The 17,182-nt window shown below is 54.2% G+C and carries 16 protein-coding genes; 9 read left to right on the forward strand and 7 right to left on the reverse strand.

The genetic code is table 11. The features are described 5' to 3' along the window. Nucleotides 1-44: 44 nt before the first annotated feature. On the forward strand, nucleotides 45-1,274 hold the full coding sequence (locus LAO76_27070) for a hypothetical protein (GenBank protein ID MBZ5494604.1): 1,230 nt from the start codon (nucleotides 45-47) through the stop codon (nucleotides 1,272-1,274). A gap of 175 nt (nucleotides 1,275-1,449) precedes the next feature. Here LAO76_27070 and LAO76_27075 read toward each other — a convergent pair whose 3' ends face one another. Both LAO76_27075 and LAO76_27080 read right to left on the reverse strand, forming a co-directional pair. Further along, entirely contained in the window at nucleotides 1,450-1,704 is a 255-nt protein-coding gene (locus tag LAO76_27075; GenBank protein ID MBZ5494605.1) for a hypothetical protein, read from the reverse strand. A gap of 11 nt (nucleotides 1,705-1,715) precedes the next feature. Further along, nucleotides 1,716-3,077, reverse strand: a complete 1,362-nt coding sequence (locus LAO76_27080; GenBank protein ID MBZ5494606.1) for a tryptophanase — start codon at nucleotides 3,075-3,077, stop codon at nucleotides 1,716-1,718. Nucleotides 3,078-3,144: 67 nt separating this feature from the next. On the opposite strand from LAO76_27080, the gene tmk reads away from it, so the two are divergent. Further along, entirely contained in the window at nucleotides 3,145-3,837 is a 693-nt protein-coding gene (gene tmk / locus LAO76_27085; protein MBZ5494607.1) for a dTMP kinase, read from the forward strand. A 103-nt stretch (nucleotides 3,838-3,940) separates the two neighbouring features. On the opposite strand, the gene LAO76_27090 is transcribed toward tmk, so the two are convergent. From LAO76_27090 to LAO76_27100, 3 genes are all read right to left on the reverse strand, one after another. Continuing rightward, nucleotides 3,941-5,761 carry a hypothetical protein gene (locus tag LAO76_27090; GenBank protein MBZ5494608.1) on the reverse strand — a complete coding sequence of 607 codons (1,821 nt, stop codon included), beginning with the start codon at nucleotides 5,759-5,761 and terminating at the stop codon, nucleotides 3,941-3,943. 333 nt (nucleotides 5,762-6,094) lie between these two features. Beyond that, a complete protein-coding gene (locus LAO76_27095; protein ID MBZ5494609.1) occupies nucleotides 6,095-7,012 on the reverse strand; it encodes an alpha/beta fold hydrolase in 918 nt (305 codons plus the stop codon). 186 nt (nucleotides 7,013-7,198) lie between these two features. Continuing rightward, nucleotides 7,199-8,743: a carboxypeptidase regulatory-like domain-containing protein gene (locus LAO76_27100; GenBank protein ID MBZ5494610.1), complete on the reverse strand. Its 1,545-nt coding sequence runs from the start codon at nucleotides 8,741-8,743 to the stop codon at nucleotides 7,199-7,201. Nucleotides 8,744-8,874: 131 nt separating this feature from the next. On the opposite strand from LAO76_27100, the gene LAO76_27105 reads away from it, so the two are divergent. Further along, nucleotides 8,875-9,078, forward strand: coding sequence for a hypothetical protein (locus LAO76_27105; GenBank protein ID MBZ5494611.1), 204 nt, complete (start codon nucleotides 8,875-8,877; stop codon nucleotides 9,076-9,078). A 51-nt stretch (nucleotides 9,079-9,129) separates the two neighbouring features. Beyond that, nucleotides 9,130-9,351 carry a hypothetical protein gene (locus tag LAO76_27110; protein ID MBZ5494612.1) on the forward strand — a complete coding sequence of 74 codons (222 nt, stop codon included), beginning with the start codon at nucleotides 9,130-9,132 and terminating at the stop codon, nucleotides 9,349-9,351. An 11-nt stretch (nucleotides 9,352-9,362) separates the two neighbouring features. Here the strand turns inward: LAO76_27110 and LAO76_27115 are convergent, their stop codons facing one another. Then, nucleotides 9,363-9,617 carry a hypothetical protein gene (locus LAO76_27115; GenBank protein MBZ5494613.1) on the reverse strand — a complete coding sequence of 85 codons (255 nt, stop codon included), beginning with the start codon at nucleotides 9,615-9,617 and terminating at the stop codon, nucleotides 9,363-9,365. Between the two features lie 446 nt (nucleotides 9,618-10,063). On the opposite strand from LAO76_27115, the gene LAO76_27120 reads away from it, so the two are divergent. The 3 genes from LAO76_27120 (at nucleotide 10,064) to LAO76_27130 (ending at nucleotide 12,560) form a co-directional block, all read left to right on the forward strand. Continuing rightward, the gene (locus LAO76_27120) at nucleotides 10,064-11,158 is read left to right on the forward strand and encodes a DNA polymerase III subunit delta' (GenBank protein MBZ5494614.1); all 1,095 of its coding nucleotides are present in this window, start codon (nucleotides 10,064-10,066) and stop codon (nucleotides 11,156-11,158) included. A 234-nt stretch (nucleotides 11,159-11,392) separates the two neighbouring features. After that, nucleotides 11,393-11,791, forward strand: coding sequence for an RNA chaperone Hfq (locus LAO76_27125; GenBank protein ID MBZ5494615.1), 399 nt, complete (start codon nucleotides 11,393-11,395; stop codon nucleotides 11,789-11,791). A gap of 226 nt (nucleotides 11,792-12,017) precedes the next feature. Further along, on the forward strand, nucleotides 12,018-12,560 hold the full coding sequence (locus LAO76_27130) for a tetratricopeptide repeat protein (GenBank protein MBZ5494616.1): 543 nt from the start codon (nucleotides 12,018-12,020) through the stop codon (nucleotides 12,558-12,560). A gap of 788 nt (nucleotides 12,561-13,348) precedes the next feature. Here the strand turns inward: LAO76_27130 and LAO76_27135 are convergent. Beyond that, nucleotides 13,349-14,869, reverse strand: coding sequence for a hypothetical protein (locus LAO76_27135; GenBank protein MBZ5494617.1), 1,521 nt, complete (start codon nucleotides 14,867-14,869; stop codon nucleotides 13,349-13,351). Nucleotides 14,870-15,426: 557 nt separating this feature from the next. Between LAO76_27135 and LAO76_27140 the strand changes: the two genes are divergently transcribed. Beyond that, complete coding sequence (locus LAO76_27140; protein MBZ5494618.1) at nucleotides 15,427-16,674, forward strand: hypothetical protein; 1,248 nt, start codon at nucleotides 15,427-15,429, stop codon at nucleotides 16,672-16,674. A 121-nt stretch (nucleotides 16,675-16,795) separates the two neighbouring features. Next, complete coding sequence (locus tag LAO76_27145; GenBank protein MBZ5494619.1) at nucleotides 16,796-17,098, forward strand: hypothetical protein; 303 nt, start codon at nucleotides 16,796-16,798, stop codon at nucleotides 17,096-17,098. Nucleotides 17,099-17,182 lie beyond the last annotated feature (84 nt).

A 17,182-nucleotide genomic window follows, 5' to 3' on the forward strand; every position in this document is an offset into this window, starting at 1 on the left:
TTCTATACTATGGCTGCTGAACAATCGGGAGGGCTCAAACCAAGATGCTGCAAATCAGATTTCGCCGCTTTCTTTCCGTCACCATCCTGCTTGTCTTTCTCTGCGGCACCGTCACCGTCGCCCAAGATAATCCCAGACCAGAGAATGCGACCCAGGCCATTGTGCGCGCCTTTAAAACGCACGATATCGTGATGCTGGGCGAATTTCACGACAACAAGCAGCTGTATGAATGGCTGCGGCAGTTGGTGGCCACCCCTGCTTTCGCGAACCACGTGGACGATATCGTGATGGAGTTTGGCAACTCGCTCTACCAGAAATCGGTGGACGAATATGTAAGCGGCCAGGATGTCCCTATCGAGAAAGTTCAGCGGGCGTGGCGTAACACCGTAGGCGGGATCGGGTTTGCCTCGCCGGTTTATGCGTCTCTATACAAAGCTGTGCGTGAAGCCAACATGAAGCGCCGCGCCAAGCACCAGATGCGCGTCCTTTGTGGTGATCCCTATATCGACTGGGACAAGGCCCAGACCATGCAGGACGTCAACCCTTACCTGGCCCATCGCGACGACTGGTACGCGCAGGTGGTGAAGGATGAAGTGATCGCAAGACATCACCGCGCGCTGCTGATCATGGGCTCAGCGCACTTTCTGCGCAACTACCGGATTGGTCCCATCGTTACGGCGACGATCGAGCCTGAGCTGCGGCAGGCTGGAGCGAAAACCTATCTGATCGTAGCCGGAACCAACACAATCGGCGGTTATGACGACATAGAGCACCGCTTCGATTCCTGGAAAGCACCAGCTATTGCTCCGGCCACCGGCTGGCTGGGAGAGTTGCCGGTGAATCCGCTGACCAGCGGCGGAGTTGACAGTTTGATCATCAACATGAAAGACGAGTCAGGCAAAGAGATCAAGAAGCCTTCGTTCACGGAACTGAAGCTCAAAGAAGCCGCCGATGCGCTGCTCTACCTTGGACCGCGCGACAGCCTGACTGTGGTGGAGATGACGCGCGCTGAACTTGAAGGCACGCCTTATGACAAGGAGGTCCAGAGGCGGTTGCAGATTGAAAAGATCATGGGTTTGTCGCCGGACGGTCTCTATGCAGAAAAAGCGGAGAGCCAGCAATTCCCGCGGCCCCAGCTGGAAGACAACGTACCTTTGCCTGCGATAAATAAGCCTATTCCATCACCTTCTCCCGCAGGAGCAGCTCCGTTTCCCGCGCCGCCGCGGAAACCCAAGCAGCCGCCGCCATTACCGCCCCGTCCGCCGTCGCAGTAGAAAGCCATTCACCGCCAAGGACGCCAAGAAAGCAGGTATCTGGTAGTTAGAATTTGGCTGCAAGTCCGTCACTGTATTGCCAATCCAAAAGTAAATTGGTCTTCCAGGCAAGTCCAAATACCAAGTACCAAATACCTTGTCCCCTTTGCGTCCTTGGCGTCCTTTGCAGTGAATACTATTTTTTCCTGCGGCCTTTGGGCGGCTCGGGCGTTTCCGGTTGAGCGCCGGTAACACTGGCCAGTACTTTATCGAACGCTTCTTTTGCCGTCATCTCTTTGCTGCGGCTTTTATTGCCGCGATATTTGTGTTCGCTGTTGCAGGTGCGGCAGCGCGTTTGCAGCACTTCTTCTCCCATCATCGAAACAATCGAGTGGTCAGTGGTGCGTTTGCAGCGCGAGCAATGATCGTCAATGTCATCACCAAGTCGCATGAGGTTCTCCTTTATGAATGCGCCAAAGGCGCTAGACGGGCGGTAAAGTGCCGCAGGAAAGGCGCTCCGGAAATCAATTGCAGCCCCTGAATCTGCTGGCGCTGTTTCCATACATCAAGCACCACTTCCACAACATAATCAATGTGGCTTTGCGTGTAAACCCGCCGGGGAATGGCCAGCCGTACCAGGTCCATGCGCGCCTTGTCATGAAACATGAGGGTGCCAATTTCCACTGAACGGATGCCGCCTTCCAGATAAAGCTCATTGGCGAGCGCCACTCCGGGAAATCGTTCCGGCGGGACGTGGGGCAGAAAAGCGCGGGCGTCGATATAGATCGCATGTCCTCCCGGCGGTTGCACAATGGGCACGCCCTGCTCGGAAATGTGGCGTCCCAGGTAGGCCGTGGAGGCGATGCGGTACCGCAGATAATCCTCGTCCAGCGCTTCCTGGATACCGATGCCCACGGCCTCGAGGTCGCGCCCCGCAAGCCCGCCATAGGTCGGGTATCCTTCGGTCAGGATCAGGAGGTCTTTTTCCTGCTGCGCCAGAGCGTCATCATTGGTGCAAAGAAAGCCGCCGATGTTCGCCATGCCGTCTTTCTTGGCGGACATGGTGCAGCCATCGCCCAGGGCAAACATCTCCTGCGCGATCCCCTTCGGCGTTTTGTCCGCATATCCGGCTTCACGCTGCTTGATGAAGTAAGAGTTCTCGGCGAAACGGCAGGCGTCAAAATAAAGCGGGATGCCGTGCTTGTGGCACAGCGCGCTCACCGCTCGGGCATTTTCCATCGACACGGGCTGTCCGCCGCCGGAATTGTTGGTGATCGTCAGCATTACCACGGGCACACGCTCCCGGCCCACACGCTCAATCAACTGCTCCAGCGCGGCCACATTCATGTTGCCCTTAAACGGATGCACAGATTCCGGAAGCCGATTTTCCTCGCATGGCAGGTCAACAGCTTCAGCGCCCACAAACTCCACATTGGCCCGCGTGGTATCAAAGTGTGTGTTGTTAGGAACCACGTCGCCATTCTTGCACATTACGCCGAACAGGATTCGCTCCGCGGCGCGACCCTGATGCGTGGGGATCACGTGCTTGTAGCCGAATATGTTCTGTACCGAATCGCGGAAACGGGTAAAGCTTGGGCTGCCGGCGTAGCTTTCATCACCCCGCATAATGCCCGCCCACTGTTCCGTGGACATGGCGCCGGTCCCGGAATCGGTAAGCAAATCAATTAATACGTCTTCAGCGGCCAGAAGAAAGAGGTTATAGTTCGCTGCCCGAAGAAGTCGCTCGCGCTGCTCACGCGTGGTCCAGCGCAGCGGCTCAACGCTTTTAATCCGGAAGGGTTCAATGATGGTCGTGATCGGCATAAGTAAGGTCCTCTTATTGTCCCGCGAAAAGGCTGTCCGTGTCCTGATTTATGATTAAATCTCTATCGTGCCTCTTCCACAGCGCGGCAAATTTATCACCTTTGAAGGTCTTGACGGCGTGGGCAAGTCCACCCAGATGGAAAATCTGGCTGCGCATCTGCGCGAGCGCCAAATTGACCTGATCACCACACGTGAGCCGGGTGGTACCGCGCTGGGAGAAAAGCTGCGGGCTGTCCTGCTCAGTTCGCGCACGGCAGGTCTATCGCCGCTGGCGGAGCTCGGCCTGATGTTTGCCGACCGCGCACAGCATATTGATGAACAGATTTTGCCGTCCCTTGAACGCGGTCAATGGGTCCTATGCGACCGCTTTACCGACTCCAGTGAAGCTTACCAAGGCGGCGGCCGCGAGCTTGGCAGCGAGGTCGTGCTGCAACTGCATAAAATTTTGTGTCGTGATCTCCAACCCGACCTGACGATCCTGATGGTCTCTGATGTAGCCCGCACGGTCGCGCGCGCCCGCCGCAGAAACGTGGAGCAATCAAAAACTATGGCGGATGATGAGAACCGCTTTGAGAAAGAAAGCCGCGCGTTCTATAACCGCGTGCTGGCGGCGTACATGACCATCGCCAGGCGTGATCCACAACGCGTTGTTCAGGTGGACGCTGTCGATCCAATTGGCAAAGTACATAAAAAAATTACCGGGATCGTGGAAGAGCGATTACTCTCTGGCAAACCTTTCTCAAAACAGAAAACATCCTGAGAGAATTACCATTCCGTGGTGCACGAAAAGAGGCCCGCCGAAGCGGGCCTCACTTTCAGGACGAACGCCGGGAACTTACGAATGCCCGGGAAACGAGATGGACTTACTTGGTTACGACAAAAAGGAATCCATCGTTCTGTGAGTAAATTCTTCCGCTCCCGTCCATGGACGCGGGAGTGTAAGCCGCGCCAATGGCAAGGTTCTGGAAGATATGTCCAGTTAAGCCGCCGCCTTGGCCAATGGCATAGAGGTTGCCGTCTTCACTATTGGCATAGACCACGCCGTTGGCGTCAACCACAGCCGCGTTCACGCACCATTCAAAGCCGTTCGGATTGGTAGTCTGGCAGCTGATGGTCCCATCTGGATTGCGGGTGCAGCTCTGAGTATTGGTGTTCTGGAAGCTCCACTCAAGGTTGAGGCTGGGACTGAGTTGCGAAACGAAATACTGTTCCGGCCCCAGGAATGAAGCGTTGGGGTTTGAGCGGTCCGGGCACCAGTTCGGATCGTCGCAATAATCGCCGAATCCCGGCCCGCCGTAGTGATTGTTCTTGAAAACGACTGAGTAGGTCCCGCCGTGGGGATAGATTGCAGGCGTGTTGTCCCAGCCGAAATTGAAGGCATTCAGAAAATCACCGTTCGCGCTGAAATGCATCATGTGACCCTGGGCCCAGTTATAGAGCGTGTAAGCACCGTAGAAGATGCTGCCATCGGGCGCGACTGTGGGCGTGGACGAAGAATCGTCCAGCACGCGGGCCGGAGGCGGTTCGTTGGTGGCCGGATCAACGCCAAAGGTCGCACCGGCAGCGCATCCGCCGTTAGCGCCTGCGCCTCCCGGATTGCCGATAGCGAAGCTCACGCCACAGCCGTCATTGAGGCGATTGCGCATAGACGCCGCCCACTTGCCAGTCATGTTGGAGTTGACCGCCACCAGATAGTTGTAGCGGCTAACAAGATGGGCCTTACTGACGGTGTAAATGGTCCCGTCAGGGGCGATAGCCGGGGCAATGTTCAATGCCGCGCGCTGGCTGCCGCAAGCAGTCGTCTGCGGATTGGCGTTCGGCTGGGGCGGCCAGGGCAACTGGGCATTGGTGAATGAAACGTTGCAACGGCCATTCGCCGCTGGTGGCGCCTCACCCTTGATCTGCGCCTGTGAGAACAGCGTGGCATAGCTGACCTTGGTGACAACGTCACTGGGCGTGACCTTGACCAGCCAGGAGCCGACCACGTCATCGCTAAAGAAGCCGGTTATGGTGTTTTGCGTGACCTGAACAACGTTGTAATACACGTTTCCACTTGAATCCGCGCTGATCGGGGAAGCCGTGAAGGTGTTGGGATTGATGGTGGTGCCAAAAGGATTGATGCGCTTGATCACCGCGCCAGTGGATTTATTGATTTTGAAAATCGTGCCGCCCTGGCCGGGATCATAAAGAACTCCATTGGCCAATACAGCGTGATACACCGGTTCCCAGAACATGCTGGAAGATCCAGCGGCGAACCAGTCCGTGTTGAAAGTCCATTGTTTGACCAGCGTTCCGCCCTGCCAGGTGTATTTGTTCTGGTGCCATTTTTGCGTGCTATACGTGCTGTTGCTGTAAGTGCCGTCCTTGGACTCGATGTAGACGTCATTGCCATCGACCAAAGGCACTTGATAATGCACCAGAAGAGTGCCGGCTGCGTTGGGGTCGGCTTTTTCCGCGGCAATGTTGAAATCATATTGCAGGATGACGGCGTTCTGGTTCAGGGGCTGTCCTACCACCCCCCCGTCAAACAGCGTGTGCTGAGGATTGAGGCCCCATTGCGGCCAATCGGGGGGCTTGCTTGGTGAGAGAATCTGCGCCGCTGCGCCGACTGAAAGAAAGGCGAGCAATCCCGCCAGAAGACATGCACTTGCAAGAACTTTCCGCTTCGATAGAACTAGATTCATTTTGTACCACCTTGTTTTGAGATGTTGTGCAACTTGGCCAGGTACTGGTGAATGGTTCCAGCAGGCTGCCTTACACCTACTGCAAAAGAAGTGAGGACGACTAAAGTGGTGCAGGGTTTTTCAAGTGTTCAGTCGTTCAGCGAGCCTGCTTCGTGCAACAGCCAGGAGCTTGCATCCAAGCTGTAAAAAAACCGGGACGCAGCTTACTATCCGGAACACAGGAAAAATTAGAAGAGTGTAATCTGTTCCGAATTTGTAAATTTTTTGGAAATTGCACAATAATATGTTCAAAAACATCCAATAAAGTGAATAGAAAAGGGAGAAATCCCGAATTTAGAAAGAAGTGACGGCAGCAGAGTTGGAAACATTATCTTGCACCCTCTGGTGCGTTGTGAACCAACCCAGAAGACGGCGCTCAAATTCACGATGCGCGACGGCCCACGCCATGGTATGGCTGGCGTGAGGCACCAGCCAGAGTTCCGTATGGCCGGACGCAGCCGCGGCTATCAGTTGAGAATGCCGCGGAGTAATATTCCTGTCATCGGCGCCATGAATCAACAGCACAGGAACGGTAGAGTGCGCCACTGCTTCCAAAGGGCTGGGCTGCAATAGATTGATGCCGTATCGCATGCGCGCATACAGAACGGCCGACCAAATTGCAGGACGCCCCAGCGTGCGTCCGAACCATGGGCCCATATGCAGCGGGCCGGAGACGCGTTCAAAGCTCATCTCACGCGCGGTTGAGAATGTACTCTCCCCTGCTACGGCACAAAAGCGGCTTTCCACAGCCAGGGATTGCAGCATCAACGCCGCGCCGTAAGACTCTCCGAATCCGTAGACGCATTGTGGAGGATCGTGTGTGTAGATCCAGGAAACCCAGCGATGAATATCGTCGGATTCCTTCACGCCATAGGTGGCCAGTTCACCGCCACTCTCACCATGGCGGCGCGCATCCGGAAGCAACACCGCATAGCCGTGTTCCAGAAGCAGCTCTCCGTATCCGGACACGCCTTCGCGATTGTCAGTAATTCCGTGCAGCAGGATTACCGCATTGCCGTTGTAGTCACGCGGATGGACAAACCACCCCTTGAGCACCACGCCGTCAGCAGCGGTGATCGCCACATCCTGCAATTCAGCGCCGAAATCAGCCTGAACCGTTATGGCAACAGCTTGCCGATGGCGCAATGGAAGGCGATGGAGTTTGAGGCTGACATGCGCTATAGCGATGCCGGCCAGAATGGATAAAACCAAATAGGCTATGAAGCCCGCGAGCAGGGCTTTACGAAAGATATAACGTTTCCTTGCTCGTCGTTTCGGGTGCGCAAGAGACTCCATGAGTTTCGGGCGACTCAGCCCTCATCATAAAGACGTTCGGCAACCGAGCAAATTACAAGGCTCCGTCGGCGAATCTTTCTGAGCGGCTCAGGGGCCTTATTGCTATTTCATTGTGATATTCAGCGCAGTGGTCAGACCCGTATTCACAGTCGCGGTTGTGCTCAGGCTGGCAAAGCCCGGCGCTGAAATCGTGACCGTATAACTTCCCACGGAGATCCAACTCGAACTGAAAGCTCCGGCGCCATCCGCTGTAACGGTTTTGGTCAGACGCAGCTTGCCGCCGGTAAAAGTCAACGTGGCGCCGGCGACAGGAACTCCGCCGTTGTTCAGTACGTGTCCGCTGATCTGGCCCGCGGTGGAGATAAACATTTTGGTCGGGCTTGGCTCCGCCACGGCATTCAGCGTTGACGTACCGGTGCGGGCATCGCTCAGCCAGCCCGGCTTGCCGGCCGTGATTGTCAGCGATTTGCGTGCGTTGGCAGGGATGGTGAAGTTGCCATTGACATCAGTCACCGCTGAGCCGCCGCTATAAGCCACCGTGACACCTGCGGCGGGCGAGCAATCGAGAGCACTTTTGGCCTTGCCGGAGAGCGTACCGGACGCCGTTGAGATTCCCGGATTGTGATACGGCACGGTGAACTGATTGTGGTCGTCTGTCATGAAGCTATCGAGATAAGGAGAATAGGACGTGACGCTCACGCGATTGAGCGACGGCGAGATCCTCATGATGCGCAAGTAGCCGCCTCCGCCCAGCGGATCAGACTGATAATCGGAAAGAATCTGGTTGACCAGGTTGCCGTTCACGCCGAGATCCATGCGCCGGCCGGTGCCGTCTCCCTGCACCACATGGCCGCTTAAGACCAGATGAATGTTGGGATATTTGCGCACCAGCTTCCACCACATATCTTCACCGTTATTGTCCTGCCCCACGCCGAAGCTGGCCGCGCTGTTCAGGTCGCAGCCCGAGATGCGCGTGTTATCCATGTAGGTGAACATGTGCGTGACGATGAGGGCGTCTTTGTCTTGATTGGCTTTCAGGATTCCGTCCGCCCAGGCCAGCGATGAATCGCGGGCGGCAAATTCCAGCACGATGATCAGGTAATTGCGGCCGTTGACCGTCACCACCCCGTAAAAATTCTCATTGCTGCCGGCGGGAAAGCTGCCCTTGTACCACGCTGCGCCCGTGTATCGGGCCGGGCCAAAGAACGAATTGAAGTTCTTGGTGGAAGCGGTGCGCCCTGCGGGATTGTTCTGGTCATAATCATGATTGCCGATCGCCATCATGTAAGGCACTTTGCCGCTCAACAGGCGCACTGCGGCATCCGCATTCTGCCATTGCGTCAAGTCACCGCCGCTGTCCACGATATCTCCCAGTCCCACCACCAATTGAATGTTTTGGTCCTGAACGTGATCGGCGATCCACTGCGTTTGCGCGGCAAAGATTTGGGGATTCAGAGACGAATAGAACTGAGTATCCGGCAGAGCGACAATGGTGAACTCATCCGCGGGCGTGGGCGAAGGCGTGGGAGCCTGGGCGCTCAACCAGCCAGCCAGGGACAAAACAACTACCAGGACAAGACGGGGATATCTCTCAAACATGCGCACAAGATGACGCAGAAGGAAAATGGAAGCAATCAGACTTTTCACCTGAGTAGGATTAAGGCAACTAACCTTAGAAATACATCCTTTTTTGTGCATTTGCTTCTAACTGTTTATTGCAAGTCTCTTGTTCCTTCTAAATAACTCATAACCTCTGGGACTCATAAAGGAATTCAGGCATGAAGGTGACATCGGACCGGATTAAGGCCAGGGCTCAGCAGCTCAGAAGCAACGGATTCAAACTAAGCGGAAGCATGGTGCGTTCAACGCTGGAAATGAATGCCGGGGCCAGAACGCTGCAACCTCGAAAAGAAAATTCCGTCGGAGAAAATGAAAAAACGGAGAGCACAGCCAGCAAGCCGGAAAGTACAGAAGCCGCCTGACTCGATCTGAAAAGACAATCTCTACGTTTCTGAATGAATAACAGGAAACCTATGCCCAAAACTGAGCGCAACCAAAATTACCGTGCCAACGGTCGTTCAAATGTAAGAGTGCTTCACTTCCCGGCCACCACGCCCACACCAGCACCCATCGACAGCGACACCGATGCCCTGGCGGATTCCATCCGCAAAGCCTGGACGCAAAAGTCGTCAGACACAAAACAGGCTTCCCGTTCCAATCCGGGACTGCTGCGGCTGGTGGACGGAAAGATTTAGCTTCAGGACATCTACTTGCCTGCGTACATCTCCGTGGCTTTTTCTGCCAGTAGCGCCATCTCGCTCTGGTCGGGATTAATCACACGCATATTGTCCCAGTCATAGGCGAACTCTTTGCCACACTTCAGGCACACAAAATAGGTTCCGGTAATGGCCGCGACACGTGACCGTGGCTGGCCCTTGCGGCAGGTAATGAGCGGCGTGCATTTCTTATGACGGCAGCGGAACACCTTGGACCACGCCGTTTCCACTAATTCGATAACCACAGACACCTCTCGTAAGGGGAGCCTCGGAGGGTGACGATCAACCTCTACAACAACGTTCAATTGGGACGGGGAACTCCCTTGCCCGTAATCATGGACAGAATTTGTTAGGCAGTGATTAGAGGTCTGTTAAAAAAGCTAATGGATGATTTGCAGGGAAAAATTTTGGCTTTGTAGCAGGACCGTGGCGGGAAAGTGGTTCGAAAAGCGCCTAAAAAAATTATTAGGTGGATACGGCTTCCGGGTCCATATCCACCTATTTAGCAGTCGACGGATGAGCCTGCTTCTGTAGTAGTAGAGTCAGAACGCTCCCCGGAAATATAGCTTCGGCGGAAAAAAGTGAATAAATTTGACATAATTTTTAAGCTGTTTATTTTCATTGACTTACATGGATCATTGAGCGGCAGGATTCATGGCATCCGGCTGCCGGTTCATGTTTAGAATGGCTGATGCCATTTTCTGACTTTCAGGGCAATGCGGAGACTGTCCGCCAGTTGCGGGAAATGCTGGCCCGCGACCGGTTTCCCCATGCCGTGATCCTGGCTGGGCCACAGGGCGCCGGAAAGTACACTCTGGCGCTGATGGTGGCCCGAACCATGAACTGTCTGCAGCCCCTCCAGACCGACGGCCTGCCGGATTTCTGCGGGGTCTGCTCAAACTGCACCCGGATTGGCCAGGCAGAAGACCTGGAAAGCCGCTTTGCCGAGGCTGTGGAAGCCCGCGAAGGGCTGCGCGAGACCGACAAGCGTGAAACCCGCATCCTGATACAGACACATCCTGACGTTCTGGTGGTGCCGCCTGACCCGCCGCAGATGATGATCAAAGTGGACCAGGTGCGGCAGGTGATCCAGACCGCGCGATACAAGCCCCAGGAAGCGCGGCGGCGCGTGTTCGTTTTTGTGGATTCGGCGTTCATGAAAGAGGCGGCCAATGCCCTGCTGAAAGTGCTGGAAGAGCCACCGGACTTCGCCACCCTTTTCATTCTTGTCCGCAACCCCGGAGAATTACTGCCGACCATCCGCTCGCGCTGTGTGATCTTCAGCCTCAGCGCTCTTCCAAATTCCGAAATTGAGGTTTATCTGGAAAAATCCCGGCCGGAATGGAATGCCCGGCAGCGCCAGCTCGTGGCCCGATTGAGCGGCGGAGCGGTTGGCCGCGCTCGCACGCTGAACCTGGAAGAATATATGTCCGCCCGCAAGGATGCGCTCACGCTGCTGGCAACGGCCGTCCGGTCCGGCGAGCATTCTGATCTTTTCCGCACCACGGAAACATATCGCGCCGGCGGCGAGGGCAAAGAAAAAACAGATCGCCTGCTGGGCGCGGTTTATGGCCTGCTGAAAGACCTGCTCGCGCTGGTATCGAATGCGCCGGAACTGGTCCGCAACACTGACATCGCGGCGGAGTTGAAATCGCTGGCCGCAGCCGTGGATTTCAACTGGATCACCCAGGCGAATTATCAACTTGGACAGGTCCAGAGCGGCATGCGCCGCAACGTCCTGCGGCCACTTTCACTGGACGCATTTGCGCTGGCGTTGGAACGATGACCGTTGTCGCCTGATGGTTCACGGCTGTGTTCGACAAAAAACAGAAGCTCGCGCACAAGGTGACTGGCCTTTCAGGCAATTGAAAGCTAAACCATGCTGTGGTACGGTTACAGCATTAACCCGCACTGATTCTCGCTCACACTTTCTGAGATTCAGCTCGGCCAGCCGAGCCGGTTCATTATTTGCCGGTGCAGTTTTCGATTTCAAGCGGGACGGATAATTATGAAGGATGGAATGGATTCGACAGCCGCTCGTCAGGCACCCGAGCGCACCCAAGAGGAAGAATTTGTCAGCCGGAAATTGATTCGGCCTTCCCTGAGTGCGCCAGCTCCGCGCACTGAACCGGTTTCAGAACGCCGTGAGCGGCTGGAACGCACCGACCGCGCGCCGTCGTCCGCCATCCGCCGCAATGGCCCGCCCGAGCAGACCCATGCTGAAAACTACTATTACCAGAAGCAGATCCAGGGCAAAACGCCCGTGGTGGTGGTAATGAAAGATGGCGAAGAGGTACAGGGCTGCATCGAGTGGTATGACCGCAACTGCATCAAGGTGAGCCGCGGCAGCGCATCTGCCCTGCTTATCTACAAGCCTTCCATCCGCTATATCTACAAAGCCGGCGAAGGCAAGCCTTAAACCGCAAAGTGACCGCGGCAGCAGCGGCATAAGACGAACCCTCCACCGGGTAGACGCAGAGCCGCGGAAAAAACAAAGCAAATTTTGCCGCAGATTTGCGCGAGTGAGCGCGGACCGGAACGGCATGCGCAGAAAGATGCAAGACCTGGCACCGCGATAAGAATCGCTTTCTATGCCGCTGGCCTGCGGCTTCGCCCCACTCACCGCACTGGCGTGTTAACGTCTAATGGTCATGCAAGACGAGATTGAAAATCTGCTGACGCAGTCCCGCCATGCTCGATTCAAAACCCCTGATGACGCCAAGCGTGACCTGGCTGAAGCCGTCCGGCTCGCCCGAGCGTCCGATGATCGACTGCAACTCGCCCAAACGCTCACGGCCCTGGGCCAGATTGAGCGCGACCTGCATCTGGCAGATGAAGCCCTACGGCACTATGAAGAAGCAGCGGCCATCTATCGCACGGCAGAGGTTCCACTGAAAGTCGCTCACACCATCCGCCACATTGGAGATATTCATCAGGACGAAGGACGCCTGGGAGAGGCTGAGCCCTTCTATCGCGAAGCGCTGGCAATCTATCGGGTCCACAAAGAGACTCCGCTTCTGGATTTGGCGAATGCCATTCGTCCGCTGGCGCTGCTTACAACCAAGACCAGCCGTCCCCAGGAAGCGAAGATGCTGTGGGAAGAGACGCGCAAGCTTTACGCGGCAGTGAATGTGGACGCAGGCGTGGCGGAAAGCACCCGGCAGATTGGCCTGCTGGAAAAACGATAAAAGACCGCCCAGCCGCTAAGGCTCAGGCATGCGTCCCGGCCTCTTTCCCTTTTCCAGCATCTATTTAACAGGAGCAACGCTGCAGGTCAGCGTGGAGGCCACATGAACAACGAGGCAATGAAGGAAGTGCTGAACGAACTGTTTTCTCACCTGGAAAGACTAGAAGCCCAAAATGAGGCCATCCTGCAATTCCTGAAAGAGAAGAAACGCGTTACTGACAAGCAGCTTGCTCCTTATCTGGAACAGGCGGGCAATGCCAGCAGCGTGAAGTGGCGCGCCGCGCGGGTAAGGATCGATCATCTTTTGGAACCGGAGCATCCGGAAAAAGAAATGAAGCTGGGCAAAAAGCCCGAGCTGCATGAAGATTCGTCGCGCGCAGACTCGTCTGATGCAGACTCAATCGCAGCGTTAGCCGGGGACAAGCGCACAGAGTCGAGCGGCAAAGACGGTAAAAGCGCAGAGCCAGGCGATACAGGTTTGCAAGATAAAGAAAAGCCCGCGGCCGCCGAGGTGCCGCAAGCGCGTCCTGCAAACGGCAAAGCAGATAAGCCTGAAGAGAAATCAGAATCGGAACAGAAAATGGGTGAGCAGGATCAGCATGAACAAAAATCTGATTCAGTCCGCCATCCTACCGAAGTGACGGAACCATTGCCCCAGAAGGAAAGCGCCGAGCCGGCAGCGCAGTTAAGGTCAGACAAGACAAAGAGGCGGCGTAGGCACTCGTTGGGGTTTTCCAATACAAGCGCCCTCGCATTTGGCGAGGGCGCTTTTCATTGTGAGGCTTTGCGTTACTCCTTCATGTTGCACAAGCCGGCACGGCGAACGCGGTCGTGCTTGCTACGCGATTCTACGTCTCCGCATTCCGGTTTAGGTTGTGTGGGGTTCACGCTGGAAGTGGCGGGACGATGATCCATGCCGTCATCGAGCGCAGGTGTGGCGAGGAAGCTATGTATGTTGCCATCAGGAGTTAAGTACGAGCCCACGATCATGCCTAAATCGTTCATCCCAAAGGCGCCCGTGAAATTGCCACCCGGGAAATCAACCGTCCGGAACGTTCCTTGCGAAAATAAAAAGCCATGTTGGGCCAGGTTGATGTCATTGAAGATCCCCACCGCATCGCGCCGATTGTTGATTGCCTCAATCGTTGTATCTCCCTGTCCCGGCACATCGATGGTAGTTACAGAGTTGTTCTTCAACAGATATGAGCGGAAAGTATTGGGATCAAAGAAGGTGCCGCCTATCTCACCGGAGTTATTGATAGCAAAGGCCGCGCTATCCGCAAATCTGCCTGTTCCGGGCCCCTCATCGATTGTTACAAATGCGCCGTCAGCAAACAGAAACCCGTGAAAGCCCAGATCGGAGGACCGATACTCTCCAACGATTTGACCCTGGTTATTGATGGCGACAGGTATGGTGGAGCGGGCGCCAGGAACGTCAATGGTGCTTATGACTCCGTCGTGCTGTACAAACCCACGCGCGCGGCCATTGGAACCCGTGAAGGCGCCAACAACGTCCCCGCGTTCATTCAAACCGTTGGCCTCAGTGGCCGATGCGCCTGGCACATCTATGGTCACAAAGCTGCCGTCGGTCTCTTGAACATAGCCATGGAGGTTGCCGGCAAAATCCTGATAAGCGCCAACCATCCTGCCAGAGTTCGTAATATTAGAAACGAAGGTAGCGGCGACACCCGGAAGGTCTATATTTGTATAGCTTAGAGCGGCCAATCCAGGAGTCGGAAGGAGAGGACCGGTGGTATACAGAAATGTGGCAGATGCAAGAGAGGCGGAAGAGTTTGCGGTTGCAAAGGTGCCGAGTTGAGTTGTGGAAAATCCAGGAGATCCAGACCCTGTGCTAACAACCCCTGGCACCTCAAGTATGTGGCTGTCAGTCAACTGGTTGGCAAGAGACACTCCCTGCTGAATGTCAATCTCGGCAAAATTTTGAAGAAATCCGGAATTGGGATAGAACTGGGAATCAAATGCCTGTACAAATTCAATTCCTCCTGGAGCAGTTTGCACGCTAGCGTCCATGGACACACTCTGAACGCGAATCTCAGACCCGGGCGCGGCTTGAGGAGTGTAACTGAAGCTAACAAAATGGTCGCTGCCGAACCCGCTCGTGGGCGCATCAACAAAGTTCAGAACCAGTCTGAAGCCCACCTTGTTATCCGACTGTATAGGAACAAAGCCTATGTCCGCCGGAGTGATTTGGCCGCCCAAAACACCCGAAAACGTGCTGCCCTGGAAATCATTGCCAAAATTGAAAATGATTGGACCTACTGAGCAGCTTGTACCTACAACGTTAGCCACGGTTCCCGCAGGACAAGGAAGCGGTTGAGCATGAATAGAAAACCCAAAGCAGAGGACAGCAGCGAAAAATGTAGCGCGAGCACACTTGAGCATTACGATGATCTTCCTATTCTTTGAAATTGGAGTTGTGGTTCAACAGCAAAATTTAAAGAAACTAGATCAAGGGGGGAGCCAGACTATAACACACGAAGGGCAATCGGAACGTATGTCCGTCAAATAAAATATCTAAAAAATTACTAATTGTTGCTTAAGGCAATTCTAGATGGGATGGTAGATGTGGAACATGTTTGCTCTGTTTTTTTATTTTTAAGCTGTGTCGCGCCTACGGCGCTCTGGAATACTAATACGCTTACCCACGGCTTTGCCGTGGGCTAACCTGCGGGCGCGCCTCCGGCGCTTGTTTCATGCAGGAATATAATCTGAAGCCTTGCCGAGCGCTGAAAGAGAATCCCATTCGATGTGCCCATTCTTCGCCAATACCGACGAAAAGGGCAGTCCCCCGAACCACTTTCATCGACGGCACAGAACGGGGATGTTTCCCTTTGGGAAGGTGAGGGATGAATGAATCTGTCAAATCTCTAAAATGCATGGATGTAGAGGCATGGCGCATTTTTACTAAACAGGAAATGATCGATTATCTTGGGGAGGTCCGTGTCCGCTCTCCGAAGCAAGAAGGTGTCGCTCCTATCGGATCTGTTCTCGCCGTTCGGCAGCACCTCTCGCCTGTGGATATGTTTTGTTATTTGAAGGCAAGGTTTGGGGAGCCAAACGGATTGCAAAATTATCTGCGCAGAGACGACAGCGACAACTGGATCCACTGGGATTTCAATCTGAAGGCGGGCAGCGAAGACGTCTACGTGTGCGGAACAAACCGCGAAGTTCACTTCATGTTATCAGAGAGACTCACGGATAGTGACTGGAAGGATCTTATCCTGAAGATCAAATCTGACTACGCTCGAGTGGGTAAGCAAAAAAGCGCGGTGTTAAATTCGTTGGAAAAATGGGTAATCTTTCCTAACAAATTTGTCGAAATAGCGACAATCTGCTCAGACCTGCACGGTGAAATTGTCGATAGCATCAGGAAGTACTCTCCCTATGAATTTCCTCCAGTTTCTTCTAAGGAAAGTGAACAAGAAAATGACGACAAGCAGCGAAAGCGGCTTTCAAAACATTACGGCTCACTATATCGAAATTGCCTTGAGTTATCGTTAATCACCCCTGTTCTTGCGGAGGCATTCATAAATATGACCATATTAATACTCTGCAAAAAAGAGGTTAGAGAGAATGTTCGTCAATTCGAGGCATTTATACGTTCCGAAATTGACACCAAAATATTTGACTTAGCGTACAAATGCGAAGGCTTCAAGAAGAGAGTTGATCCAAATGAACTCTCGTATAAAAACTTCAAGAGGGTCATGGATAAAAGAAACCACGCGATCCATGGCAATATTGCCCCGGAAAGAGAAAAGATAGAGGTCGTTTATTTCGAGGGAAAAAGGCCGTTATTCAAAGAGCCTGGCGACCACATCACAAAGCACTTCGAAAGTATCGTGCGGCGACATGACCCTGAAGTAGTGGTGAAGGACTATGAGGATACTTATGAGTTCCTGAGTAGCATTGCTGCCTGTTTAGAGTTGAGCTTACAGGAAAACTTTTGGCGAATTATGGAAGACCGATATCCTGGTTATGACCTTAATCGAAAAATAACTGGTGTTCTGTTACCAGAGCATATTGCCGTTGGTCACGCTCAGGGGGTCAGATACGACGATGAGTTATCCGTGAATTGGACAAAAGTTGCACAGTAGTACTCTTAACCCAACAGACCCCCACCGAGTCTCTAATTTTGTTATATTTCTTCGCACTTGATTCGCCTTCAGGGATCGACTATACTTTGGCTGCGCCTCAGGGTGTGAATAGTCTAGATCTTTGAAAATTAAGCAGTTAGATTCAGCGGCCAGCATTTCAGCCACAATTCAGCAATCTGTGCGTTCGGGGCTTTATGGCGTTGTGACCCTCTGCCGACCGGACAGTAAAAACGAAAAAATCTGGCTGAAATTAGGCCCGATTGGACGGTTGAAAAACAAGGAAAACAGGTTTCGACAGCCTTTTGACAGGCCTTTCGAATTGGGGTTCGGCTTTTGTTTTCAACAAAGCTCTATGGGGGGTGGGGTCGATGGCTGGGTACAGACCGGGCACATCCCTGACAGAACAGACCGGGCACATATCTGACACTGCAACCAAGAAGCAGGCGCGAGTAAAAAGGAGCGCATGCCATGGAGAAAGAGCAGTGTTATGGAAGAGAAGCTGCGGTTC

It is taken from the genome of Terriglobia bacterium (assembly GCA_020072645.1).
Taxonomy (GTDB): domain Bacteria; phylum Acidobacteriota; class Terriglobia; order Terriglobales; family Acidobacteriaceae; genus Angelobacter.

Excerpts from the sequence above, each read along its gene's own strand:
- LAO76_27140 (MBZ5494618.1), top strand. The coding sequence starts at position 15,427 with ATGAATGAATCTGTCAAATCTCTAAAATGCATGGATGTAGAGGCATGG.
- LAO76_27105 (MBZ5494611.1), top strand. The coding sequence starts at position 8,875 with ATGAAGGTGACATCGGACCGGATTAAGGCCAGGGCTCAGCAGCTCAGA.
- LAO76_27125 (MBZ5494615.1), top strand. The coding sequence starts at position 11,393 with ATGGATTCGACAGCCGCTCGTCAGGCACCCGAGCGCACCCAAGAGGAA.
- LAO76_27110 (MBZ5494612.1), top strand. The coding sequence starts at position 9,130 with ATGCCCAAAACTGAGCGCAACCAAAATTACCGTGCCAACGGTCGTTCA.
- LAO76_27130 (MBZ5494616.1), top strand. The coding sequence starts at position 12,018 with ATGGTCATGCAAGACGAGATTGAAAATCTGCTGACGCAGTCCCGCCAT.
- LAO76_27075 (MBZ5494605.1), bottom strand. The coding sequence starts at position 1,704 with ATGCGACTTGGTGATGACATTGACGATCATTGCTCGCGCTGCAAACGC.
- LAO76_27080 (MBZ5494606.1), bottom strand. The coding sequence starts at position 3,077 with ATGCCGATCACGACCATCATTGAACCCTTCCGGATTAAAAGCGTTGAG.
- LAO76_27090 (MBZ5494608.1), bottom strand. The coding sequence starts at position 5,761 with ATGAATCTAGTTCTATCGAAGCGGAAAGTTCTTGCAAGTGCATGTCTT.
- LAO76_27070 (MBZ5494604.1), top strand. The coding sequence starts at position 45 with ATGCTGCAAATCAGATTTCGCCGCTTTCTTTCCGTCACCATCCTGCTT.
- LAO76_27120 (MBZ5494614.1), top strand. The coding sequence starts at position 10,064 with ATGCCATTTTCTGACTTTCAGGGCAATGCGGAGACTGTCCGCCAGTTG.